Annotated in this window: 20 protein-coding genes, 1 other RNA gene and 6 pseudogenes; 9 read left to right on the forward strand and 18 right to left on the reverse strand. The window is 45.5% G+C overall.

Going from position 1 to position 21,948, the window contains the following annotated elements; translation table 11 throughout:
• Positions 1–32: 32 nt before the first annotated feature.
• From CEQ32_RS08750 to CEQ32_RS08760, 3 genes and pseudogenes are all read right to left on the reverse strand, one after another.
• Positions 33–245 (reverse strand): hypothetical protein, encoded by a 213-nt coding sequence (locus tag CEQ32_RS08750; RefSeq protein WP_047538087.1) that lies wholly within the window; start codon positions 243–245, stop codon positions 33–35.
• 162 nt (positions 246–407) lie between these two features.
• Positions 408–1,616 (reverse strand): IS4-like element IS10A family transposase, encoded by a 1,209-nt coding sequence (locus CEQ32_RS08755; protein ID WP_001206290.1) that lies wholly within the window; start codon positions 1,614–1,616, stop codon positions 408–410.
• 85 nt (positions 1,617–1,701) lie between these two features.
• A pseudogene (locus CEQ32_RS08760) lies at positions 1,702–2,418 on the reverse strand (SAM-dependent methyltransferase); the annotation flags it as partial.
• Positions 2,419–2,824: 406 nt separating this feature from the next.
• On the opposite strand from CEQ32_RS08760, the gene CEQ32_RS08765 reads away from it, so the two are divergent.
• Positions 2,825–3,316, forward strand: a complete 492-nt coding sequence (locus tag CEQ32_RS08765; protein ID WP_037416135.1) for an outer membrane protein assembly factor BamE — start codon at positions 2,825–2,827, stop codon at positions 3,314–3,316.
• Positions 3,317–3,393: 77 nt separating this feature from the next.
• Here the strand turns inward: CEQ32_RS08765 and CEQ32_RS08770 are convergent, their stop codons facing one another.
• A complete protein-coding gene (locus CEQ32_RS08770) occupies positions 3,394–3,729 on the reverse strand; it encodes an RnfH family protein (RefSeq protein WP_037415988.1) in 336 nt (111 codons plus the stop codon).
• Entirely contained in the window at positions 3,719–4,156 is a 438-nt protein-coding gene (locus CEQ32_RS08775; RefSeq protein ID WP_011623526.1) for a type II toxin-antitoxin system RatA family toxin, read from the reverse strand. Before CEQ32_RS08775 ends, CEQ32_RS08770 begins: the two co-directional genes overlap by 11 nt.
• A gap of 255 nt (positions 4,157–4,411) precedes the next feature.
• Between CEQ32_RS08775 and smpB the strand changes: the two genes are divergently transcribed.
• The 3 genes from smpB (at position 4,412) to CEQ32_RS08790 (ending at position 6,759) form a co-directional block, all read left to right on the forward strand.
• Positions 4,412–4,903: an SsrA-binding protein SmpB gene (smpB, locus tag CEQ32_RS08780; RefSeq protein ID WP_011071661.1), complete on the forward strand. Its 492-nt coding sequence runs from the start codon at positions 4,412–4,414 to the stop codon at positions 4,901–4,903.
• A 72-nt stretch (positions 4,904–4,975) separates the two neighbouring features.
• Positions 4,976–5,330: a transfer-messenger RNA gene (ssrA, locus tag CEQ32_RS08785) on the forward strand.
• Positions 5,331–5,514: 184 nt separating this feature from the next.
• The gene (locus tag CEQ32_RS08790; protein WP_088585866.1) at positions 5,515–6,759 is read left to right on the forward strand and encodes an integrase domain-containing protein; all 1,245 of its coding nucleotides are present in this window, start codon (positions 5,515–5,517) and stop codon (positions 6,757–6,759) included.
• Between the two features lie 137 nt (positions 6,760–6,896).
• Here CEQ32_RS08790 and CEQ32_RS08795 read toward each other — a convergent pair whose 3' ends face one another.
• The gene (locus tag CEQ32_RS08795) at positions 6,897–7,154 is read right to left on the reverse strand and encodes a hypothetical protein (RefSeq protein WP_181159895.1); all 258 of its coding nucleotides are present in this window, start codon (positions 7,152–7,154) and stop codon (positions 6,897–6,899) included.
• Positions 7,155–7,186: 32 nt separating this feature from the next.
• Here CEQ32_RS08795 and CEQ32_RS08800 point away from each other — a divergent pair.
• Positions 7,187–8,200: pseudogene (locus CEQ32_RS08800) on the forward strand (IS256-like element ISSod4 family transposase); the annotation flags it as partial.
• Between the two features lie 12 nt (positions 8,201–8,212).
• Here the strand turns inward: CEQ32_RS08800 and CEQ32_RS08805 are convergent.
• Positions 8,213–9,421 (reverse strand): IS4-like element IS10A family transposase, encoded by a 1,209-nt coding sequence (locus CEQ32_RS08805; RefSeq protein ID WP_001206290.1) that lies wholly within the window; start codon positions 9,419–9,421, stop codon positions 8,213–8,215.
• 107 nt (positions 9,422–9,528) lie between these two features.
• Here CEQ32_RS08805 and CEQ32_RS08810 point away from each other — a divergent pair.
• A pseudogene (locus tag CEQ32_RS08810) lies at positions 9,529–9,726 on the forward strand (hypothetical protein); the annotation flags it as partial.
• Positions 9,727–9,729: 3 nt separating this feature from the next.
• Here the strand turns inward: CEQ32_RS08810 and CEQ32_RS08815 are convergent.
• Complete coding sequence (locus CEQ32_RS08815; RefSeq protein ID WP_226871895.1) at positions 9,730–10,434, reverse strand: LysR family transcriptional regulator; 705 nt, start codon at positions 10,432–10,434, stop codon at positions 9,730–9,732.
• 246 nt (positions 10,435–10,680) lie between these two features.
• Here CEQ32_RS08815 and CEQ32_RS08820 point away from each other — a divergent pair, with 246 nt between their 5' ends.
• Complete coding sequence (locus CEQ32_RS08820; protein WP_240200021.1) at positions 10,681–11,844, forward strand: flavocytochrome c; 1,164 nt, start codon at positions 10,681–10,683, stop codon at positions 11,842–11,844.
• 23 nt (positions 11,845–11,867) lie between these two features.
• On the opposite strand, the gene tnpC is transcribed toward CEQ32_RS08820, so the two are convergent.
• The 3 genes from tnpC to tnpA form a co-directional block, all read right to left on the reverse strand.
• A complete protein-coding gene (tnpC, locus tag CEQ32_RS08825) occupies positions 11,868–13,370 on the reverse strand; it encodes an IS66 family transposase (protein ID WP_088585867.1) in 1,503 nt (500 codons plus the stop codon).
• An 86-nt stretch (positions 13,371–13,456) separates the two neighbouring features.
• Entirely contained in the window at positions 13,457–13,756 is a 300-nt protein-coding gene (tnpB, locus tag CEQ32_RS08830; RefSeq protein WP_164717892.1) for an IS66 family insertion sequence element accessory protein TnpB, read from the reverse strand.
• Positions 13,757–13,797: 41 nt separating this feature from the next.
• Complete coding sequence (gene tnpA / locus CEQ32_RS08835; RefSeq protein WP_088585869.1) at positions 13,798–14,097, reverse strand: IS66 family insertion sequence element accessory protein TnpA; 300 nt, start codon at positions 14,095–14,097, stop codon at positions 13,798–13,800.
• Positions 14,098–14,165: 68 nt separating this feature from the next.
• Between tnpA and CEQ32_RS08840 the strand changes: the two are divergent.
• Positions 14,166–14,525: pseudogene (locus CEQ32_RS08840) on the forward strand (tyrosine-type recombinase/integrase); the annotation flags it as partial.
• 87 nt (positions 14,526–14,612) lie between these two features.
• On the opposite strand, the gene CEQ32_RS08845 reads toward CEQ32_RS08840, so the two are convergent.
• Together CEQ32_RS08845 and CEQ32_RS08850 are read right to left on the reverse strand one after the other, a co-directional pair.
• The gene (locus CEQ32_RS08845) at positions 14,613–15,410 is read right to left on the reverse strand and encodes a hypothetical protein (protein ID WP_122040754.1); all 798 of its coding nucleotides are present in this window, start codon (positions 15,408–15,410) and stop codon (positions 14,613–14,615) included.
• An 86-nt stretch (positions 15,411–15,496) separates the two neighbouring features.
• Positions 15,497–16,303, reverse strand: a pseudogene (locus tag CEQ32_RS08850) (IS3 family transposase); the annotation flags it as partial.
• 81 nt (positions 16,304–16,384) lie between these two features.
• Between CEQ32_RS08850 and CEQ32_RS08855 the strand changes: the two are divergent.
• A complete protein-coding gene (locus tag CEQ32_RS08855) occupies positions 16,385–17,308 on the forward strand; it encodes an IS5-like element ISSpu11 family transposase (RefSeq protein ID WP_069455281.1) in 924 nt (307 codons plus the stop codon).
• A 57-nt stretch (positions 17,309–17,365) separates the two neighbouring features.
• Here CEQ32_RS08855 and CEQ32_RS08860 read toward each other — a convergent pair.
• From CEQ32_RS08860 to CEQ32_RS08880, 5 genes and pseudogenes are all read right to left on the reverse strand, one after another.
• Positions 17,366–17,751 (reverse strand): annotated as a pseudogene (locus CEQ32_RS08860) (transposase); the annotation flags it as partial.
• Between the two features lie 12 nt (positions 17,752–17,763).
• Positions 17,764–19,374 (reverse strand): IS1634-like element ISSpu7 family transposase, encoded by a 1,611-nt coding sequence (locus CEQ32_RS08865; RefSeq protein ID WP_011787758.1) that lies wholly within the window; start codon positions 19,372–19,374, stop codon positions 17,764–17,766.
• A gap of 113 nt (positions 19,375–19,487) precedes the next feature.
• The gene (locus CEQ32_RS08870) at positions 19,488–19,841 is read right to left on the reverse strand and encodes a porin (RefSeq protein WP_226871896.1); all 354 of its coding nucleotides are present in this window, start codon (positions 19,839–19,841) and stop codon (positions 19,488–19,490) included.
• A gap of 12 nt (positions 19,842–19,853) precedes the next feature.
• A complete protein-coding gene (locus CEQ32_RS08875; protein ID WP_037431746.1) occupies positions 19,854–21,467 on the reverse strand; it encodes an IS1634 family transposase in 1,614 nt (537 codons plus the stop codon).
• A gap of 49 nt (positions 21,468–21,516) precedes the next feature.
• Positions 21,517–21,942: a porin gene (locus tag CEQ32_RS08880; RefSeq protein ID WP_226871897.1), complete on the reverse strand. Its 426-nt coding sequence runs from the start codon at positions 21,940–21,942 to the stop codon at positions 21,517–21,519.
• Positions 21,943–21,948: the final 6 nt, after the last annotated feature.

A 21,948-nucleotide genomic window follows, 5' to 3' on the forward strand; every position in this document is an offset into this window, starting at 1 on the left:
AATAGGGCACAACGCAACCGTTTCAAGATAAGTTAATTATTACCATGATTCACTAATAAGAAGGCTTGATAGTCTTGGTCGCCACTTAACGTTTTGAGCTTTTCCATATCCCCAGTCATTACAGCGTTAATTTCTTCATCAGTTAATCCGTGGGCACGCATCACCGCCTCGGGATTCTGCTTATAGTCTTCCATTAACTGCGCATCTTGGCCTAACTGGGTAAAAAAATCCGATAATGCAAACATGTTTTCTCCTTATTGTTAATAATGACTCAATATCACACTTCAATTTAGCCCAAATCTTCGGGACCGATCCCTAACTTAGCCAAAATAGCATAGTTGTACTCCAGCTTTTTTGCTGGCGGAATTAACAACGTACTAATCGGTGTTAAGTGCTGAAGGATCCCCTCATAAATCAGCCATAGCATAGCCATATTTGAGCAACTGATTGGCGAATAATACCCAGGCCGCCAGCAATTCTTTCTCCGTGATTTGATAATCAGGCCGCCTGAGTACCTCCAATCCCAAGCGAATCGTTGAGAGTACCGTTCGATGCCCAATGGTATTGGCCTGAAAATGCTTATCCCAGCCCTGTTGCTGTGCGTGTAAACCAACTAGCCACAACAGGCATTGAACCATCAACGCTATCAGTAGGATGATGTCGAATCGCTCTGGACTGTTGGTACGACTTTGGCGTAAGCCAAAGCCGTATGCCGGGCTTTTGAGGTCACGAAAGGTTTCCTCTATTTGCATACGTTTGGCGTACAGGTTTACCAGCTGCTTTGGGCTCCGAGATTCTGGTGGTAAATTGCTGGCTAACACCCAAGGCTCTTTCGCCGATGTTGAGTACGTTTTTGCCGATGGATGGTGGCAATTAGTCCTCGTTGAACGCTGATTTGTACGCCCCTTAGGTTTGCTACGATAAAGCGTGAGATGGCAATTGATAGGGTTAGTTTTGGTCAAGGTCTTACAACCCAGGCTCTTCGCTTGACCGTTGGCCAAGTCATGTGTACTGCGAACTGCACGCCAATTTTCAGCGCCAATATCTGCAAATTGAACTGTACCGCGAATACGGCTTAGCCAAAACCAACCATGCGCCTCAACCTCTTTGTACCAAGGCACTTTGAACCCCGCGTCAGTCACGATGAGAGGGGTAACATGCAAAGGTAAAATCTTGGCTAAGTCCGCTAAAAAACCGTTGTGGGAGGCCTTAGAGCATTGTTCTGATAGGGGATAGGACTTCTCATACAGGGTAATAGAGCGGCCATTGAAGGCTATTGAGGCGCGCAGAGCCATGATGCGTTTATGCTCTCGGATGTCTGACCAATCGACGAGCACAATCGGCATAGGGTTACCAGAACAGATGAGGCTGGCATGCCATTGGTAGACAGCTAACCGTTCTTGATGCAGATGCGTGTTGCCGAGCAAACGATCAATGCGCTTGATGTTGTGCTTGGTTCGGGCCGTGGTTGGTAAATTTCGACCTAACTCAGTCAAGGTCAGTGTCTTACATTCAATCAGCGCCTTAGAGGCCAGCATCAAGCTGTTTAATCGTTTTAGGTGAAGTTCTGGGCAGTATTGGTGTAAAGAATGTTGTAGGATATTGGCTTCGCGCATCTTGTTGTCCAAGTGTAGTTTTTAGCGAAACCATTTGATCATGCAACAAGATGCGCTTCCACTCTAATTTGATGATTTATTTGTAAATCATCAGGGGATTCTTCAGTGTTAAGTGTGCTTGGGGTAAATTCGCTAAAGGTAAACGCTCGATACGCGGGGCTTGGATTGGCAAATTGGCCGCTTCGTATATGACCACCTCATGCTCGAGCGGGTACCATTGATTTAACTGCTCCACGAGGATCTGCAATCTATCACTCGAGGTATGAAATTGGGTTAGAGTATGTTCACCCGCAATCGCGATTTGCCAGAGTAATAAGTGGGTGGTGGGATCGGGCACATGGTTGAAAAACATAAACTGGCTGGCTTCAAAGCTTTGATGCCCGGAGTTGCCAGGGTCAATCCCTAAGTCGGCCCACAGGCAAGCTTCGGCCGAAATCCCCGGCTCCATCTTGGCCGAAAACCCTTCGGCCTTGGCGCGAGTTATCGCCATATGGGATACACAGGCAAACACGCCCGGATGACCATAGAGTGCACACACAGTTTTTTTACCCGCTCTCACCGCATCTAGAATGGCATTGACCATTTGCTCGTAGGTGTCTCGGCGATTTTTAACTTCACCATTTTGCGCATAAAACTGCTGCAAATTGATGACATTGGGGTTGAGCTTCGTCAACCAACGCTGCGAGAAACCGTCGGGTAAGAGTGAAAATACAATATCGGCATGTTCAATATAGCTGCGGCTTAATACGCTAATTTGCCCCGCGAGCTGTAACCCCGTCCCCACACAAACGAGTGATCCCAATGGTCTCTCCTAAAAAGGCGATCTCGGCGGATTAATACATAAATTCAAGCGCTGAAATAACGCTCTCTAAAACCAATACCATCACTAAGATCATCAAAACAAAAAACTTTCACAACTCTACCCACATTCAGCTAACAATGCCACAGCACAATACTGCATTTGGTAAAATTTTCTGACCTAATTACCGCCCTACACGGTACATATAAAACAAAAAGCGATACAGGTAACAATCGCCGTAAATCAGTGTCCATGATAAAAATCTTCACACACAGCGAACTAAAGCCAGCCGCTTAGGTCGAAAACTCACACAATTGCAACGATAAGCGCCGCAACGCCCAATTACCCTTGTCATAGGGGGGACTGCTTGGGTATGATGGCCGCCAGATTTTCAGAAGTAGCGCATACAATGATCAATAAAAAGCAAAGTCTTACCCTGCTGAGTGCCATTGCGCTCTCAGTTTCGCTCAGTGCCTGTAGCGTGTTTGATTGGCTGATCTATAAGCCCGATATTCCGCAAGGCAACTACATGGAGCCGCAACAGGTTGAAAAGTTGCGTATCGACATGACCAAAGAGCAGGCCGAATACATTCTTGGTCGCCCAGTACTGCGTGACAGCTTTGCCGATGACACTTGGTATTATGTGTACCACTATAAGAGTGGCCGTGATGCGAGCATTACCCACAAAGAACTGATCCTGCACTTTACTGGCAACAAATTAAGCTTAGTGAAGGGCGACTATGAATTAAGCCCAGAGTTTAATACGCCGCTTGAGCAAAGTAAGTTGCCGATGGTAAACACCGCAGAATCTGCGCCGCAGGTGCCAGCACAGCGCCCAGATGAAAAGCCATTAGTGAAAGAAAATCAAACCGAAGCGCAAGTTCAAAAGCCAATCAAGTAAGTACACTGGTTTAACACTTACCTTAAAAACAAAAAGCGCCCATGGCGCTTTTTTTGTGTGCTGGTGTTGCAGACAGATTAAGACACCCGTCCACCGGTCACTTTATTGGCACGACCTTCATCCTTGGCCTTATCGGCACGGCGACGGCGCACATCCTTAGGATCGGCAATCAACGGGCGATAAATCTCTACTCGCTGCCCAGGTAAAATCACTTGGTCATGCTTAATCACATTGCTAAACACCCCAAGCTTTACCGTTTCTAAATCAATCTCAGGGAAAAAACTCACCATATTGCTCTGACGCACTATGTCAATCGCGCTCGTGCCGGGCAATACGCTAACCGAAATCACCTTCTGCTGAGTCGGCAGCGCATAAATAACATCGACGACGAACTTATCTGCTTCATTTGTCACTGTAAATTACCTTAGCGCGGCTGGTAAATGCCGTCACCATTGACACCATAAGATCATTAAACACTTTACCAAAAGCCATATCGACCAATGAGCTGGAAAACTCGAAATTTAAATCGAACTCCACCTTACAGGCATCTTCAGTCAACTCGGTAAAACGCCACTGGCCGAATAAGTGTTTAAAAGGCCCATTTTCAAGTCTTAACTCGATACTCTTTCCCGGCACCACCTGATTGCGCGTGGTAAAGGTCTTACGGATCCCCGCCTTACTCACATCGACCGAGGCCACCATGGTTTTACCATCAAACTCAAGCACTTTACCGCCAACACAACCGGGTAAAAACTCTTTGTACGACTCAACATCATTGACTAAATCATACATTTGCATCGCACTAAAACGAACTAACACACTTCGAGAAATTTGCGGCATAAAGCTTGGCACTCTCAATCTAAGTAAACACGCTGTCTCAAGCGAACTCCGCGCGCCCTAATCTCTAGGGAAGCTAACAAAAATTGGTTTGGATTCTACCACGATACTTAAAAAACGCACCCCTCACATATCCCTATGATGACACCGCCAAAACCGTATAAAAAACCAGCAACAAACTAATGAAGGCTTGAAATAGCTCAAATAAACCCTTATATCCATTTCAAATTGATTCACCGTGCGTATAATGGCGCCACTATGGTAAAGAAAAACTCAAAAAAAGCCGCGCCTGCGACAATCGCACGTAATAAGCGCGCAACCTTCGAATACCGTTTCGAAGAAAAAATGGAAGCCGGCCTATCCCTCATGGGATGGGAAGTGAAGTCTATCCGCATGGGTAAAGTGAACCTATCGGACTGCTACGTCTTCCTGAAAAATGGCGAAGCCTTTATGCACGGCTGTACCATTATTCCGCTCAATACCGCCTCTACCCATGTGGTGTGCGACCCTATACGACTCAAAAAATTACTGTTAAGTCGTAAAGAGTTGGACAAATTAGCAGGTTTAGTGGAACGCCAAGGCTACTCGATTATCCCTATCTCAATGTACTGGCGTAAAGGGGCTTGGGTCAAAGTGGAAATCGGCCTAGGTAAAGGTAAAAAAGATCACGACAAGCGTGAAGATACTAAAGCGCGCGAATGGGAAGTCGAAAAAGCCCGCGTAATGAAAAAGGAAAAAACGCGCGGATAATGAACAAACGATTGAACTTGCAGCAAATGATACTAGGTTATCTTTACGCTACGAGTTACAATCAACTTTCTTGGGGGCGATTCTGGATTCGACAGGATTCACGAAACCCTGGGAGCATGCCGAGGGGCGGTTGGCCTCGTTAAAAGCCGCAAAGTTATAGTTGCAAACGACGATAACTACGCTCTAGCCGCTTAATGCCGCTAGCCATCTACCACACGCTTCGCACATGGGCAGTGGATTTGATGGTCATCTCACATCGTGCTAGCGAGGGAACCCTGTCCGGGGGTGAACCGCGAAACAGTACCGGACTCACCGTTTGGGATCCTGTCTTTCGGAGTTCAAACGGTTAAACAATAGAAAGACTAAGCATGTAGCGCCTTGGATGTAGGTTTTCTGGACGCGGGTTCAAGTCCCGCCGCCTCCACCAAATATAAGAACGAAGACGTCTCAGGACGTCTTTTTTCTTGCCTTAAACAATATAAAATCAATGACTTACAATACATTATTATCCATAGACGTCCATTAACTGCCATATACTCTGGTATTCCAAATGGTATTCCAAGCGAAATGTCGCTATTATTTGGAATACCAAAACGGTTTGGAGATAGTCTATGTGTGCCAGAGCGACTCGTCTTAGTGATAAGGAAATCAAATCAATCAAACCCGATGACAAGGATAAGGTCTTATCGGATGGGGATGGACTGCAACTCAGAGTCAGATGTAATGGGTCTAAACTTTGGAACTTTAACTATCGTCATCCAACAACCAAAGCGCGTATCAATATTGGATTGGGTACTTACCCCGAAATATCTTTAGCTCAAGCAAGGCAATTGACTCTCGAAAATCGAGCATTGGTTGCTCAAGGAATTGATCCCAAAGAGCATCGAAGCCAAAAGCGATTAGAAGAACAAAGTATTACCGAACATACCTTGTTTAATGTCGCATCTCAGTGGATTGAGACCAAAAAACACAGTGTAACAACTGATTACGCAACAGATATATGGCGCTCATTTGAGCGTCACGTATTCCCCAAACTCAAAGATATGCCCATATCAAAAATCACATCACCGATGATTATTGAGCTTTTTCGCCCTATAGAGGCTTCAGGCAGTTTGGAAACAGTGAAAAGGCTCACTCAACGCCTAAATGAAGTCATGGTATTTGCTGTTAACTGCGGCCTAATTTTTGCCAATCCACTTGTTGGAGTAAAAGCTGGTTTCAAAAAACCGGTAAAAGAAAATATGGCAACCCTAAAACCTGAAGAATTACCTGAGCTAATGTTAGCCCTAGCAAATGCCTCCATCAAACGTACAACTCGTTGCCTAATTGAATGGCAATTACACACTATGACTAGACCTTCTGAAGCCGCCTCGACACGTTGGGATGAGTTTAATTTCGAAGAAAAAACTTGGACTATTCCAGCTGAGAAAATGAAAAAAAGACGAGTTCACACAATCCCACTGACAGAGCAAATGTTGGCACTTCTTGAGACAATGAAGCCTATTAGTGGACATCGGCCTTATGTTTTCCCTTCAGATCGCAATCCTCTAGAGCACTGCAATAGCCAAACTGCAAATATGGCATTAAAACGTATGGGGTTTGCAAACCGACTTGTCAGTCATGGCTTACGATCTCTAGCCAGTACAACATTAAATGAACAGGGTTTTGAACCAGATTTGATTGAATCGGCATTAGCACACGTAGACTCCAATCAAGTTAGAACTGCATATAACAGGACAGACTTTTTGGAAAGAAGACGCCCGATGATGAGCTGGTGGAGTGGACATATAGAAGAAGCCTCGAAAGGGTCTCTATCTGCATCAAGCTTTAAAGGATTTAAAGTTGTAAATAGCTAAATAAAAACACCGCGAGCTCGGTTAACAAAAACATCAATCGAGCTCATAAATGCTATGAGCATCGCTTACATTAAATAGTATAAAAATATCTTAGCGTTCTAATCTCAAAAAACTACAAAATTATGACATCAAACTCATTAAGCCTTAACTGATTTAGCAAAACCCAAAATGGTTTGATATAGCTTAAATGTTGATTCATCCTGCATATGCTCATAAGTACTGACAAGATGATACGCGGGAGATTTATGTTTTGGCATATATATATCAAATGGCTTAATCAAACGTCCATTAGCCAACTCTTTTGAGACTAGAATTCGATTCACATAAGCAATACCAGCACCTTGAATTGCAGCTTCTATTGCTTGAATAGGGTAGTGTTCATAATTCTGTGTCATTTCAGTAAAATATTCAAAAACAGGAATGACACATGACCCAACCTTTTAACTTCGAACAAGCCCTTAAAGATCTGCAATCAGGTAAAAGCCTCACAGGTAAAGACAGCATTCTTGGTCCACTGATCAAGCAACTCACTGAAGCGGCTCTCCAGGCTGAGCTTGAGCAGCATTTAGCGCATGATCCTCAGCCTAATCGTAAAAATGGCAAAACCTCTAAGACCATTAAGTATCCGTCCGGTAACTTTGAGTTAGACGCGCCTAGAGACCGCAATGGCACCTTTGAGCCTCAGTTGATTAAGAAAAATCAAACTACGCTAACCGATGAAATCGAACGTAAAGTGTTATCGATGTTCAGTATAGGTATGAGCTATCGCGATATTAATCAACATGTTGAAGATATGTATGGGCTCAATGTGTCTAACGCAACAGTCAGTGCTATCACTGACAAACTCATCCCCGAACTTAAAGCGTGGCAACAGCGCCCATTAGATAGCCATTATCCTATCGTTTGGCTTGATGCGATACATTACAAAGTCAAAGAGGATGGGCGTTACGTCAGTAAAGCCGTTTACACATTGTTAGCGCTTAATATGAAAGGAAAAAAGGAAATTTTAGGGCTTCACTTGTCCGAAAATGAAGGCGCTAATTACTGGCTATCCGTACTGACCGATCTTAATAATCGTGGTGTAAAAGATATTCTTATCGCCTGTGTTGACGGTTTGACCGGTTTCCCTGAGGCCATAGCCAGTATCTTCCCTCATACGGAAACACAGCTATGTGTTATCCACCAGATCCGCAACTCAATGAAGTATGTCGCCTCAAAAAATCAGAAAGCGTTTATGGCTGATTTAAAGCCTGTGTATCGAGCCGTGAGTAAAGAAGCCGCAGAGATGGCATTGGACGAACTGGAGGCCAAATGGGGTGATGCTTATCCGCTGGTAATCAACTCTTGGCGTCGCAAATGGCATAATTTGTCCCATTATTTTAAGTACCCAGAACATATCAGGAAAGTGATTTACACGACCAATGCGGTTGAGGCTGTGCACTGAAGGATCCCCTCATAAATCAGCCATAGCATAGCCATATTTGAGCAACTGATTGGCGAATAATACCCAGGCCGCCAGCAATTCTTTCTCCGTGATTTGATAATCAGGCCGCCTGAGCACCTCCAATCCCAAGCGAATCGTTGAGAGTACCGTTCGATGCCCAATGGTATTGGCCTGAAAATGCTTATCCCAGCCCTGTTGCTGTGCGTGTAAACCAACTAGCCACAACAGGCATTGAACCATCAACGCTATCAGTAGGATGATGTCGAATCGCTCTGGACTGTTGGTACGACTTTGGCGTAAGCCAAAGCCGTATGCCGGGCTTTTGAGGTCACGAAAGGTTTCCTCTATTTGCATACGTTTGGCGTACAGGTTTACCAGCTGCTTTGGGCTCCGAGATTCTGGTGGTAAATTGCTGGCTAACACCCAAGGCTCTTTCGCCGATGTTGAGTACGTTTTTGCCGATGGATGGTGGCAATTAGTCCTCGTTGAACGCTGATTTGTACGCCCCTTAGGTTTGCTACGATAAAGCGTGAGATGGCAATTGATAGGGTTAGTTTTGGTCAAGGTCTTACAACCCAGGCTCTTCGCTTGACCGTTGGCCAAGTCATGTGTACTGCGAACTGCACGCCAATTTTCAGCGCCAATATCTGCAAATTGAACTGTACCGCGAATACGGCTTAGCCAAAACCAACCATGCGCCTCAACCTCTTTGTACCAAGGCACTTTGAACCCCGCGTCAGTCACGATGAGAGGGGTAACATGCAAAGGTAAAATCTTGGCTAAGTCCGCTAAAAAACCGTTGTGGGAGGCCTTAGAGCATTGTTCTGATAGGGGATAGGACTTCTCATACAGGGTAATAGAGCGGCCATTGAAGGCTATTGAGGCGCGCAGAGCCATGATGCGTTTATGCTCTCGGATGTCTGACCAATCGACGAGCACAATCGGCATAGGGTTACCAGAACAGATGAGGCTGGCATGCCATTGGTAGACAGCTAACCGTTCTTGATGCAGATGCGTGTTGCCGAGCAAACGATCAATGCGCTTGATGTTGTGCTTGGTTCGGGCCGTGGTTGGTAAATTTCGACCTAACTCAGTCAAGGTCAGTGTCTTACATTCAATCAGTGCCTTAGAGGCCAGCATCAAGCTGTTTAATCGTTTTAGGTGAAGTTCTGGGCAGTATTGGTGTAAAGAATGTTGTAGGATATTGGCTTCGCGCATCTTGTTGTCCAAGTGTAGTTTTTAGCGAAACCATTTGATCATGCAACAAGATGCGCTTCCACTCTAATTTGATGATTTATTTGTAAATCATCAGGGGATTCTTCAGGGCTGTGCATCGCCAATTTAGAAAGCTCACCAAAACCAAAGGTGCTTTTCCTAATGAAAATAGCTTGTTGAAGCTACTTTACGCAGGCATATTAAACGCCTCAGATAAATGGACCATGCCAATCCACAATTGGAGCCTTTGTTTATCTCAGTTAGCGATTTATTTTGAAGGACGTTTAGATAGCGTGCTGGAAATTTAAAAATTAGCCTGACACAGAATTTTGAACGCCCTCTTGAATAGAGTTTTGAAAGATAAGTTTACTCTGGCTCGATTTTCGCTCTACTCCAAAATACTGCATGACAATATCCCATTGAACTAAACGGTTGTTGGTAAAAATCAAAGTATGTTTATCGACAATCTCCTGATTAAAGCTAAGAACATCAGAATTAAAATAATTAGGATGGCATACTGGGATCATTTCTTCATGAAATAAAAAAACTGAGTAGAGATTATCCCAAGAGTCGTAGCCATAACGTATTGCCAGATCTAAATCACACTTAGAAAATTCAAGGTAATCTAATGTATCAATGAATTCAACACTACGATTAAGCTCTTTTAGCTTGTTATCTACCAACCTTGGTAGAAGCCAATTCTTTAATAATGAAGGAGGTATAGCTATTTTGATTTTTGGCTTACTCCCTTCAATCCCCAGGTCAACCGTAGCTTCTTCCATATTTTGCAAAATCATGGATATTCTAGAATAATACCTTAAACCACAATAGGTTAGAGTAACTTTCCTGCTACCTCTTTCAAATACTTTTTTACCAATAAAATCTTCTAACGTACTTATCTGATGGCTAATTGCACCAGGCGTAACATTCAGTTCCATTGCAGCAAGTTTAAAACTTTGCAGTCTAGCTGCTGCCTCAAAATAAATAATCGATTTTATCGGAGGTATAACTCTCATGCCATCTCCTTGTGTTAAGTGAATTTTTCTATTCTGACAAATTAATTTTTTTGCTTTGTCAACATGCACCCCTGAAGCAATGATGAATGTGAATTAAAACACTAGAGAGGTAAGAGTAATGTTTAACACCAAGTTATTACCGTTAGCTATATCTGCTTTTTTATATCAACATTTAGTTTTGGACAAACGTTATCAGAATTCCATATTGATAATGGCAATAATTGCCAATCATGTCACACAAAGCCTATAAAAGTTGATGATGCAGAAAGTTATGAAAATAAGTCCTGTGAAAGTTGTCATGGTACTATGGATAAATTAGCTACTAAATCAAAAACAAAACTATCCCCACACCATAGCCACCTTATTGATGTGTCATGTACTAGTTGCCACTCGGGCCATAAACAACCGGTATTCGTCTGCCAAACTTGTCACGACTCTTTTAAGAATGAGTTCAAAATCCCCTTTTCTGATGACAAGCCCATTCTTGATAGCTATCAATTCCCTAAAGTTACTCAAGAAATGATTGATACAGCCCTTGCAAAAGCTCCAGTTGAACAACACCAAGTTGTTGTTATTGGAGCAGGTGCAGCAGGACATGCTGCGGCTATTTCAGCGAGGCAACATGGTGTTGCAGATGTCGTTATTCTTGAAAAGCAACCCTATATAGGAGGGAATAGCATGTTAGCCGCAGGCGGAATGTCTGCCGCAGAAACAATCACACAAGCCCTTAAAAACTATCCTGACAGTAAGGCACTGTGGTACGAAGATACAATGAAAGGTGGACATAACATAAACAACCCCAATCTCGTTAAAATCTTGACAGAAAACGGCAGCGCTGGGATTGATTGGCTACAAGCAATGGGAGCAGATTTAACGTCAGCATCAAGTGCTGGGGGGCATAATGCTGAACGTTTACATAGGCCTACAGGTGGGGCGAAATCAGGTCCTGAAATCGTTAACACCCTAAAAGAAACAGCAAAGAAACTCGGGATTGAAACGCGTACAAATAGTAAAGTTATCCAGTTAGTACAAGATAAACAAGGGGTTGTCACTGGCGTCCTTGTTCAAGGAAAACACTCGAAACTACATATACTTGGAGCTAAAGCAGTCATTATTGCTTCAGGTGGTTTTGCTCGAAATAATGAACTAGTGGCAAAATATCGCCCAGATTTGAAAGGAGTCGATGCAACAAACAATCCAGGTAACGTAGGAGATGCGCTAACTTTTGCCCCCAAAGCAGGTGCAGAGGTTGTTGATATAAAAGAAATTCAAGCCTTTCCAACGGCAGCAGCAGGGAAAATGGTTATTTCAGGGACTGCACGAGGTGCCGGAGCAATCATGTTAAATAATGATGGTGACCGGTTCTGTGATGAAATGGGGCCAAGAGATAAGGTGTCTGAATGTATGTAAGCGGTTAATGAACCAGTGAAGCCCTACTCAATTCCACTGAGATCAACATTCCATGGCATCAGATCCGACATATCATCGGCGATTGAACGCTTTGGCAACTCCGTGAACAGGTGCCGGAAGTAATAATAGGGGTTGATGTCATTCGCCCGACACGTCATGACCAAGCTATACAGATTGGCACTGGCTTTCGCACCACCGACTGACGTTGAGAACATCCAGTTTTTTCGCCCCGTCGTGAACGGCCGGATATCCCGCTCTGTCACATTGTTGTCGATGCTGATATGTCCATCTTCCAGGTAGGTCAGCAGCTTAGGCCACTGATTCTTGGTGTAGGTGATGGCCTGGCCTAATGCTCCTTTGGGCAGCACATTCAGGCTATCGAGCCACGCTTTGAAGTCATTCAATATGGGGAGGCTTTCTTGCATCCTCAGCTGTTGGCGGGCTTCGGCCGACAGCGTTTTGGCTCGCTTTTCTATCCCATACAGTTTGGCGATAAAGGCCAGGGCCTTTTCGGGTTTCCCTGCCTTTTTCGAAGGGGATGCCTTTTGAGCATCGGTGAACTTGCGGCGCACATGCGCCATGCACGCGGCTTGAGTGACACCGTCTACCGTGTCATACGCACTGTAACCATCTGACAACAGATAACCATGGTAATCACCAAGGAATTCGCGCACACAAGCGCCTGCTCGGCTGGGGTGATAGTCGTAGATGACGACGGGATTGGGGGTGAACTCGCCGCTGCGATAAACCCACATATAGGATTTGGACTGGGCCTGTCTGTCTTCTTCTCTGAGCACTTGCACCGTGGTTTCATCGGCGCAGATGAGGGATTCTTTTAGGAGCTGCGCTTTCATTGCATCGATAATGACCTGCACTTTACTGCCAAGCTGCACACACCAGTTGGCCAAGGTGGCGCGACTAATATCTATACCCGAGCGGTTCAGGATATCTACCTGACGGTAGAGCGGCAGTGCATCGACGTATTTGGCGGTGACCACGGCGGCGAAGGCCTCGGCACTGCCAAGGCTTTTAGGGAGCATACTCGCCGGTTTTGGAGCTGTGACCACTTTGCTGGTTTCGGCTGTTTGCTCGCAGTGGCGACAAGCATATTTGGTGCGCTCATGGCGAATGACACTCACTCGCTGAGGTAGGATTTTCAGGGTTTCGCTGATTTCCTTACCGCATTCATGTAAAGGCGCATCACAGCAGTCGCAATACGGCGCATTTAAGGTATGGGTTTGCACCTCGCGTTCAAGGTCAGCAGGCAGCGGTTTACGACCCGTTTTTCTGCGCTCTTTAGGTGAGGAAGGCAACGCGTTTTGCTGTTCAGCTTCGTTGAACGTTCCTTTGGCGACTTTTTCGCTTTGGGCAGCGAAGCGTTTGGATTTGCTGAGGTTGAGCTGCTCAACGAGCAATTGCACCTGCGTTTTGAGGGCGGCGACTTCCTCCTCTTTGGCCTGCAACAATGCATCCTTGGCAAGAAGCATGGCCTTGAGTTGTTCTATATCATCGGGGTAGTCGGTCACTGGGCATCATCTACAGCATTGTATGGTGCCCAGTGTGACGGTTAAAAAGGATCGTTCAAGTGCAAAATTACGATCAGTGTCTAGCATCACACTTCTAGCCCATTTAAAGGCCGATGGGCTTTGTTGTTCTCGAGTGACAGCCCAGAGAGCAACCAGTGAAGTTGCGGTTTGCTGATGACAATCACGCCCTGGGAATTCGGGCGAGGCCATTTGAAGGTACCGTTCTCCAAACGGCGATAGTAAAGCCAAAACCCGTTGGTATCCCAAAACAAGATTTTGAGTTTATCGCGTCCGCGATTACAGAATATAAACCAGGCCTCGCTGAACGGGTCCATGTCGAGTTGTTCGGCGACAATGAGCGACAGACCATCGATAGACTTTCGCATGTCGGTGACACCGGAGACCAGAAAGACCTTGCCGGAGGGAGTCATTGCAAGGCATCCACCCAGTGTTTGATCTGAGCGGTACTCAGTGTTGTTGGTAATTCAGCGCGAATACCATTGGCAAAAGTAATGATCACCGACTCAGCCTTCGTCTCTTCATATTCATTGAAAATAATAGGCTGAAGTGTTTGCGTTGCGTCAGGAGAACGCAATCGCTTAGACCAATAGTAGAAGGTTTGATAACTGATGCCGCTGTCTGCACAGAATTGCTTGATGGAAAGCGTGCTTTGTTTTTGTTGCTCAACAACTGTTGCCCAATGGGCGCGCTTTTGCTCTTGGTTCATAGTGCCTCCGATGAAAAAGGCACTATGTCAAAGTATTGGTATTATTGGTATGTGGGGTTTATTAACCGCTTACCAATATCAAGCTCAACTCAAAAACGCTGGAACGGATACAGCGTATTGCGCACGAGCATCCTAACCATATCTACCTGTTCCAGTCCTACCGTAATCAACGAGCGAAAAACATCAAACCCGCGCCTTTGTCACGCCGCTATATTTGCCGTGCCCTGGCGATGATTGGTGAAGAGCTCAAAATCGCCTTAGGCACCCACTCGATGCGCAAAACCCGTGGCTATCTGCTGTATCAACAAACCAAAGACATTGGTCGAGTAATGAAGATGCTCAGGCATAGCGCCGAAGAAACCACCTTGCGATATATCGGTATTGAGCAAGACGATATCGATAAGGACTTTGTCGAGCTAGAAATCTAAAAGGTTAAGAGGGTGCCAGTTCACCCTCTACATTTTGGTACTCACAGTAAGCTTCAAGGACTATCATCTATAAACAATTACTTGATTTTATCTCACCGTAAGGCCCACTCCATTACCTGCCACACTGCTTGCAAGCTTTTCAAGCGTCTCATTTTGCAAGTCAAATACATATAAATCGATGCGTTCATGCATAAATGTATCTGACCAAGGAACCAAAGACATACTGAAAGTTCGAAGTGTTATAAATCTGCCATCATCGCTTTTGCTTACAAAATAAAAATTGCCCGAAAAGGATAATTTTTTAGTTTTCAGCACTTGCCCATCGGAAAGCCGCAAACAATAGAGTGTTCTACCGTGAACAGCTAATCCCTTATCTTCATTTAAATAGATCACATCTGCATAACCTTTTAATGAAAACTTACTAAAGGATAAATCGTTCCCATTGACAAGGTATAAGTCACCATTTGAAAAATAAAAGCTTACGTAACCAGAGAGATATTGATAAACATTGGGGGGGCGAAAACTTGCATCGGTTCTTTTTAACGCAGTAATAATTTGGTCATTTTTAACAAAAACAATTTCTCCTGCATTATTTTTTTCTGAAAAATACATATATGAGTCTTCAGTAAAAAAAACGGTGCCTCGGCGCTCAGGGTAATACTCAACAGAAGAGTCCTGAAGATTAAGAATATACTCTCCAGGATTTAAAACCCCATTGGAAATGGATAATTTATCACCATAAACTTGCATAACAGGACCATTACCCGCATTTATATTATATTCTTTTATAGTTGCGAGAGTTTTTATATCAATAATACGAATTCTACCAGTAGCATGGTCTAATGTATTAGAAATAATGACTTGTGTAGGCATTGCTGAAGCCATAAAGCTTACTCCCAATAATAAACATGATAAGAGACTATTTTTTAGGACCATAGGTCACCTCAATCTGTCGCCTTACACTGTAGTGGTCAACTAAATTTGGCCACAGCTTTAGAATCAGCCCAAAATCGTCGCTCTGATTCATTTGGGCTCAATCCTGCATTGTAATGATGTGGCCTGACTTCACAGTAATAACCAATGATGTAATCGGTCACATCTTGTTTAGCTTCGCTAAAACTCTTATAGCCTTGTGTCGGGATCCATTCCGTTTTTAAACTCCTGAAAAATCTCTCCATTGGCGCATTATCCCAGCAGTTACCGCGACGGCTCATGCTCTGGCTGATTTGATATTTCCACAACCGTTGACGGTATTTCAGGCTGGTATAATGGCAGCCTTGGTCTGAGTGGAATATCAGGTTTTTAGGCTTTCCTCTTGATTCAAATGCCATTTCTAACGCTTTCACCGTTAACTCAGTATCCGGTGAAAATGACATCGCCCAACCAATGGCCTTTCTCGAAAATAAATCCAGCACAACCGCTAAATAGCACCAACGATTACCCGCCCAAATATACGTCACATCGCCGCACCAAACGGTGTTCGGTTCGACAACTGCAAATTGCCGTTTGAGTGCATTAGGGATAGTCACATGCTCATTTTCAGCCTTTCTATAACGGTGTTTGGGTTGTTGGCAACTCACTAATCCGAGCTTTTTCATTAACCGCGTTGCCCGATAACGACTTAATGCAAAGCCACGTTCAGAGGCGATTGTGGCGATACTTCTCGCACCCGCAGACTGTTTGCTTTCAGTATGTATCGCTTTGATTTCACATTCTAAAAGCCGCTGCTCTGGTGTTACACAAAGCTCGCGGCTCATCCAATAACGGTAACTGCTCCGGGGCTTTGTTTCCTAAATCAGTTGAACTAAAACCATAGCTGGTGATCTGATCGACATAGCCCATCAACTCGCCCATCAATCGTGTCAAAACCTCAATATAAAACAATCAACTGGAAGCAATACAATCAAGCCCTGATCAATCGTGGCTCACTTACCTTCTGGATTGATGAGGACGCTATCGCCCAGTGGAAAGCTAAGGCCGAGCAACCAAGGAAAGGTCGACCACGCGTATTTAGCGACTTAGCCATTACCACCGCGCTGATGGTTAAACGTGTTTTCTCGATGCCACTACGAGCGTTACAAGGCTTTATCAACTCGGTGTTTAAACTGGCTGATATTCCGCTTTCGTGCCCACATTACACTTGCATCAGCAAACGCGCTAAAACCGTCAAGATTGCTTTTAAAACCAAGACGCGTGGCACCATTGAGCACTTGGCTATCGACTCGACAGGCTTGAAGGTTTATGGCGAAGGTGAGTGGAAAGTGAAGAAACATGGCACAGATGGCAAGCGCCGCGTGTGGCGTAAGCTGCATATCGCTGTCGATACCCATAGCCATGAAATTATTGCAGCGGAACTGAGTTTATCCGGTGTCACTGACGCTGAAGTTATGCCGAATTTGCTCAAGCAAACCCATCGCAAAATCCGCAATATCTCAGGTGATGGTGCTTACGACACAAGAGCCTGTCACGATGCCGTTCGTAGAAAACGGGCTTTAGTACTCATTCCACCGAGGGAAGGTGCCGCGCTCTGGGAACAAGGTCATCCGCGTAACTTAGCGGTCAGTTGGCAACAGCTTCATGGTTCAAATAAACAGTGGAAAAAACGGTATGGTTATCATCGGCGGTCAATCTCAGAAACAGCAATGTACAGAGTGAAGCAACTACTTGGTGGCAGATTGAGCCTGCGAAATTATAACGGTCAGGTAGGAGAAACTTACGCGATGATAAAGGCGTTGAACAAACTCACTGGGCTAGGCATGCCTGAAACTTACCGTGTAGTTTAATATTCAAACGATTATGAGGAGCTTTGCTCGCTGAATCGATTTAGGAAACAAAGCCCTGCTCCGGTTCACGTTGAATACGTGGCATAACACTGAAATAGGGTATTTGTTGCTCTGATTGAGTTTCTCGATTATCGAGAATTGTTCAGCGAGTCCGACATCAATAGAGCTGTAGCCTTTTTTAAAATTTCTTTCTCGAGATTGATGCGCTCAATTTCACGTTTAAGTGCCTTGATTTCAATCTGCTCAGGCGTCATGGGTGAGGCTTTAGGCGCAAGCCCTTGGCGCTCGATTTGAAGCTGTGTTACCCACTTACTGACCGTCGATTTACCCACGTTCATGGCTTTCGCCGCCGCTTCTTGTGTGTAACCTTGATCAACGACTAATTGAGCGGTTTCAAGCTTAATGGCAGCGCTATATCGTGCACGTTTACTTTTATCCGACATTCCGCAGCTAATTTAGGAATAAACTACCTCATAGAATCTACCGAGTAATTTGAGTAGTTGTGTTTGGTGATCTTGAAGTCCAGTGATGAACCTTTGGCCGTTAATCTCTAGCGTATCTATGCCTTCGAATTGCAAGAAGACCCAACGTGCCGTCGGTCTGGAGGTCGTCTTGTTCTTTACCATACTTGGGAAGAACGCTTCGGTTTGTGCGAGTTGTTCTCTGATTTTGTGTTCTAAACTAGCGTAAACAAGCAAGCTCAACGTCATTATCATTAGCAACGCTTCAATGCGCTCAGGCTTTTTCAAGAAGATGGAAGAGGTTAAAAACTCAGGGCTTTTTAGAAAACGGAAGCCGCGCTCGACTTTTTGTTGCGATTTGTAATGTGCTAGAAGAGCCGCCATGGTGAGTGCTTCATTGTCGGTGTCATTCGTCGCGAGGATAAACATGCCTACTTTGAGCTTAGCCAGTTTTACTTTTTCTAGGTCGGTGAAGGGGGCGGCTTCGATAAAGTATTGGTATCCTGTCGGTGCTTCATCTGTCTTTGGGCGGCCCGAATGAGAGTAAGTCGGCTGTTTGATGAGAGTGCCTTGTTCAAACCCAAGTAAGTCACATTGTTTCTTGAAATCGTTAAACGCTAATTCTGCGTCAACTTCACAAGCGAATGGTTTTTTACTTAGCTTTTCCAACGCTTTGATTTCTTTTGCTATGTTTTTCTCTAAGTTCTTGAAGAAAGTGATTTCTTCCCGCTTGGTGGCCTGTTCACTGTGAACGAGCAACCAACGTTGATTGACCTTTCCGTAATCCGAGTCTATCCAACATCCTGAGTAGCCATGACCGATAGTGCTTAATTGCTCTGGCTCTAGCGCAAGTAGTGCTTGTTTTGCGAGCTTGATGGTCATGGGGACACGGGTAATGAATTTTTGATTTTGCTCATCTAGCGAGGAGATGCTTTCTTCGGTGTACAAAGCGGCATCAGCGATAAAGTAACGACTATTTTGCGCGGCTTTTAGGCAATGTATGTGTCTTTTAGTGACTTCAGCGAATGCCTTGGCATCATTGGTGTTACCACTCAGTGCTTGCATGTAAACAGGAATACCTGCTTGGTTTTCACAGATGAGTTCAAGCACGACTTGGTTAAGCTCTGGCCTATGATCCCGACTATAACCTCTTACAAGCTTAATCACGTTGGTGTTTTCATCTTGTGCATACTCACCATCAACGTGGAAGCTAGTGATATCAAGATGAACAGAATCGGTCGTCAAGCCCAGTTTATCAACAACACGCTCAGCAATAACCTGATAGAGCGCTGAGACATCGGCTTCGTATAGAGCATCTAATGTGCGGCCTAGTACATCATCAGTCAGGTGGTGTGCTTCAATGTCTTTGGCGAGTAGCTTAGATACAGGCTTGGTCTTAAAAAAGTCCGAGAACATGTGCAGTGTTCTGCTATGAAAGCCAAGTCCATTTAGGAGCATGGCCAATACCGCGTCACCATGAGAAACATTGTGGTCAGAATATTTTGGGATAACGGCATCTATCATCCGTGGCAGGCCAATTTCGTGACAAAAGGCGGCAATGAGACCAAGGTGATCTAAGCGTTTAATAACAGGATGGGTAGACATATTTTGAGACCGTCAAATAGCAGTAATAGATCAAAACTGTCGATCGCGGTCAAGATGGTGTCGTAGTTTTTATGAAAAGCTGATCGCCAGATCACACTATTTAAATTCTGGAATTAGCTGCGGAATGACGGTTGTAGCATTGTCGCAAACTGCCACTTATCCCACTTATATTGGACAACGCCACGGTAAGCTTCAATATCTTCCACACCATCACTGTAGGCAACTGCAGCGTACACATCGCCCGTTTTAAAGAACTTATCACCATAGGTAACCGCTAACTGGTAATTGCCATTATCACGGCGGTTATCATTATTAGTGTAATGATTGTCCTCCAATAAATAGCTCACACCTAATTGCAACTTATTCCAATGGGCGGATTTGTATTCAAAGGAGTCCCCCCAACGCTTATCACCGGCAAATAAACGGTCATGTTTTAAGGAGTAATTGTCCATTGCATCAGCCGACATTCCGCACCTAATTTAGGAATAAATTTGCCGATAGCGTTCACCCAATACCTCCAAAATGATCTGCTGGTCTCCTGTTAGCTCCGTTACTTGTGGCGGAGCGTCTCCCTGTCGATATTCATGGATGCCACCAAAGCGCAAAAAGATCCAACGGGCCGTCGGCTGCTGGGTCGGTTTCTTTTTCATATCCGCCACGCTGCGGTTTTGCTCCATTAATCCCTGCCGGATACGGTGCTCCAACGCGGCATAAATCATCAGGCTACAGGTCATCACCATCAGCAGCGCTTCAATCCGCTCCGGTTTTTTCAGGTACAGTGAGGAGGTTAAAAACTCCGGGCTCTTGAGAAAACGAAAGCCTCGTTCGACATTCTGCTGCGCTTTATAGGTGGCGAGTAGTTCGGCCATGGTCAGCGTATCGCTGTGGTCATTGGTCGCCAGGATGAACACACCGGTCTGGTTGCGAGCCTCTTCAACGCAAGCCAGGCTAGTTGCCGCCAACCCACGGATTTGAAACTGATGGCCAATTGGCTCTTCGCCACGCTTGGGTCTGCCACGCCCTGCATAAACGGGTTCACTCACCACCTCGGCATCCAGTTGCAGCAGCATCAAGCTGGCGGTAAAACGACTCAACTCAGCTTGGGCATCCGCCTCACAAGCAAAGCGTCGGGCACACAATTTGGCGAAGGCTTTGAGCTCGCGAGTACTGTCTTTGAGCAGGTTTTTGGCCAATGTCTGCTGCTCGCGATGGCTGGCCTGTTCGCTGCGCACCAGCAACCAGCGCTGCGCGACGCCGGCATAATTGGCACCTTGCCAACGGCCATGATAGCCATTGCCCAAGGCAGTCAGAGGTTGCGCGCCGATTGTTGCTACGGCCTGCTTGGCCTCGTTCAACGTGACAGGTACCCGGGTGACAAACAGTTGCTGCTGTTGCGCCAGCAGTTGCAAAGTATCGGCGCAGTACAGTGCGGCATCGCCGACCAGATAACGACTCTCCTGCGCAGCCTTGAGGCTGCTCAAATGGCGACGAACGGTCTGGGCAAAGGCTTTGGTGTCATTACTATTGCCGCTCAGGGCCTGCATATAGACAGGTAGCCCGGCCTGATTTTCACAGATGAGCTCAAGGATCACCTGGTTCAGCTCTGGCCGGTGATCGCGACTATAACCACGCACCAGTTGCAGCTTACCGAGCGGTTCCCCATCGTTGCAGTCATAGGCGCCATCGACGTGGAAGCTGGTGATATCGAGGTGCACTGCGGTGCTTTTGAGCCCCAGCCGCTCGACAACTTGCGCCGCCATCACCTGATACAAGGCGCTGACATCGGCCTCGAAGAGGGCATCGAGACAGCGACCGAGCACATCATCGTTGAGGTCATCAGCACAGATCCCGGGGCCAATCAGGCGCTCCACCGGCTTGTTAGCGAAGAATTGCGGGAACATGTGCAGGGTGCAGCTGTTAAAGCCGAGACCGTTCACTATCATGGCGACCAAGGCTTCACCATGCGAGACCTTAAAAGGCGGCGTTTTGGGGAGTACGGCATCGATCATGCGGGCAATCCCCAGTTCTTGGCAGAGTGCGGCGACCAAGCCAAGGTGATCGAGGTTACGGATAGAGATAGCGGGAGCGGCCATGATGAATTACCTGCAAAAGAGAGTAATAGATCAGAATGACCGATCGCTGTCAAGCACTGAAAATTGCAAAATTTAGGTGCGGAATGACGGCATCAGACATCCCCTTAGCCATTTTAAATACCGGATCAATCCGTCCAACCGCTAAGGCACCATAAGAGCTGTGCTTCACACCAATAAATGTTGGGCGTGCTGAGAATGGTTTATCGCCACTATCTTGGCTCTCACCATTTACGCCAACCTCAATTTGGTAAAACAGTGAGGTGCTGTCGGTTAATTGGCTAGCGCCTTTAATACCGATGCGCGTAAAGTTATTTTCTAATACGGTGCCGCTTTTATTTTTATGCGTCGCACTGCCGCTATCGGAATTGGTTACCGAATAATCGATACGACCATAAAACTTATGTTCATCGGCCACGGCCTGTGTAGCACATAGAGCCAAGGTAAGCATCGAAATAGCAAATGATTTATTCATCATGTTAAG

This window comes from Shewanella sp. FDAARGOS_354 (genome assembly GCF_002209245.2).
Taxonomy (GTDB): domain Bacteria; phylum Pseudomonadota; class Gammaproteobacteria; order Enterobacterales; family Shewanellaceae; genus Shewanella; species Shewanella xiamenensis.

What these genes read in the sequence shown, in the direction of transcription:
- CEQ32_RS08750 (WP_047538087.1), bottom strand. Translation starts at nt 245, where the DNA reads ATGTTTGCATTATCGGATTTTTTTACCCAGTTAGGCCAAGATGCGCAG.
- CEQ32_RS08755 (WP_001206290.1), bottom strand. Translation starts at nt 1,616, where the DNA reads ATGCGCGAAGCCAATATCCTACAACATTCTTTACACCAATACTGCCCA.
- CEQ32_RS08765 (WP_037416135.1), top strand. Translation starts at nt 2,825, where the DNA reads ATGATCAATAAAAAGCAAAGTCTTACCCTGCTGAGTGCCATTGCGCTC.
- CEQ32_RS08775 (WP_011623526.1), bottom strand. Translation starts at nt 4,156, where the DNA reads ATGCCGCAAATTTCTCGAAGTGTGTTAGTTCGTTTTAGTGCGATGCAA.
- smpB (WP_011071661.1), top strand. Translation starts at nt 4,412, where the DNA reads ATGGTAAAGAAAAACTCAAAAAAAGCCGCGCCTGCGACAATCGCACGT.
- CEQ32_RS08790 (WP_088585866.1), top strand. Translation starts at nt 5,515, where the DNA reads ATGTGTGCCAGAGCGACTCGTCTTAGTGATAAGGAAATCAAATCAATC.
- CEQ32_RS08795 (WP_181159895.1), bottom strand. Translation starts at nt 7,154, where the DNA reads ATGACACAGAATTATGAACACTACCCTATTCAAGCAATAGAAGCTGCA.
- CEQ32_RS08805 (WP_001206290.1), bottom strand. Translation starts at nt 9,421, where the DNA reads ATGCGCGAAGCCAATATCCTACAACATTCTTTACACCAATACTGCCCA.
- CEQ32_RS08815 (WP_226871895.1), bottom strand. Translation starts at nt 10,434, where the DNA reads ATGAGAGTTATACCTCCGATAAAATCGATTATTTATTTTGAGGCAGCA.
- tnpB (WP_164717892.1), bottom strand. Translation starts at nt 13,756, where the DNA reads ATGCGAAAGTCTATCGATGGTCTGTCGCTCATTGTCGCCGAACAACTC.
- tnpA (WP_088585869.1), bottom strand. Translation starts at nt 14,097, where the DNA reads ATGAACCAAGAGCAAAAGCGCGCCCATTGGGCAACAGTTGTTGAGCAA.
- CEQ32_RS08845 (WP_122040754.1), bottom strand. Translation starts at nt 15,410, where the DNA reads ATGGCTTCAGCAATGCCTACACAAGTCATTATTTCTAATACATTAGAC.
- CEQ32_RS08865 (WP_011787758.1), bottom strand. Translation starts at nt 19,374, where the DNA reads ATGTCTACCCATCCTGTTATTAAACGCTTAGATCACCTTGGTCTCATT.
- CEQ32_RS08870 (WP_226871896.1), bottom strand. Translation starts at nt 19,841, where the DNA reads ATGTCGGCTGATGCAATGGACAATTACTCCTTAAAACATGACCGTTTA.
- CEQ32_RS08875 (WP_037431746.1), bottom strand. Translation starts at nt 21,467, where the DNA reads ATGGCCGCTCCCGCTATCTCTATCCGTAACCTCGATCACCTTGGCTTG.
- CEQ32_RS08880 (WP_226871897.1), bottom strand. Translation starts at nt 21,942, where the DNA reads ATGATGAATAAATCATTTGCTATTTCGATGCTTACCTTGGCTCTATGT.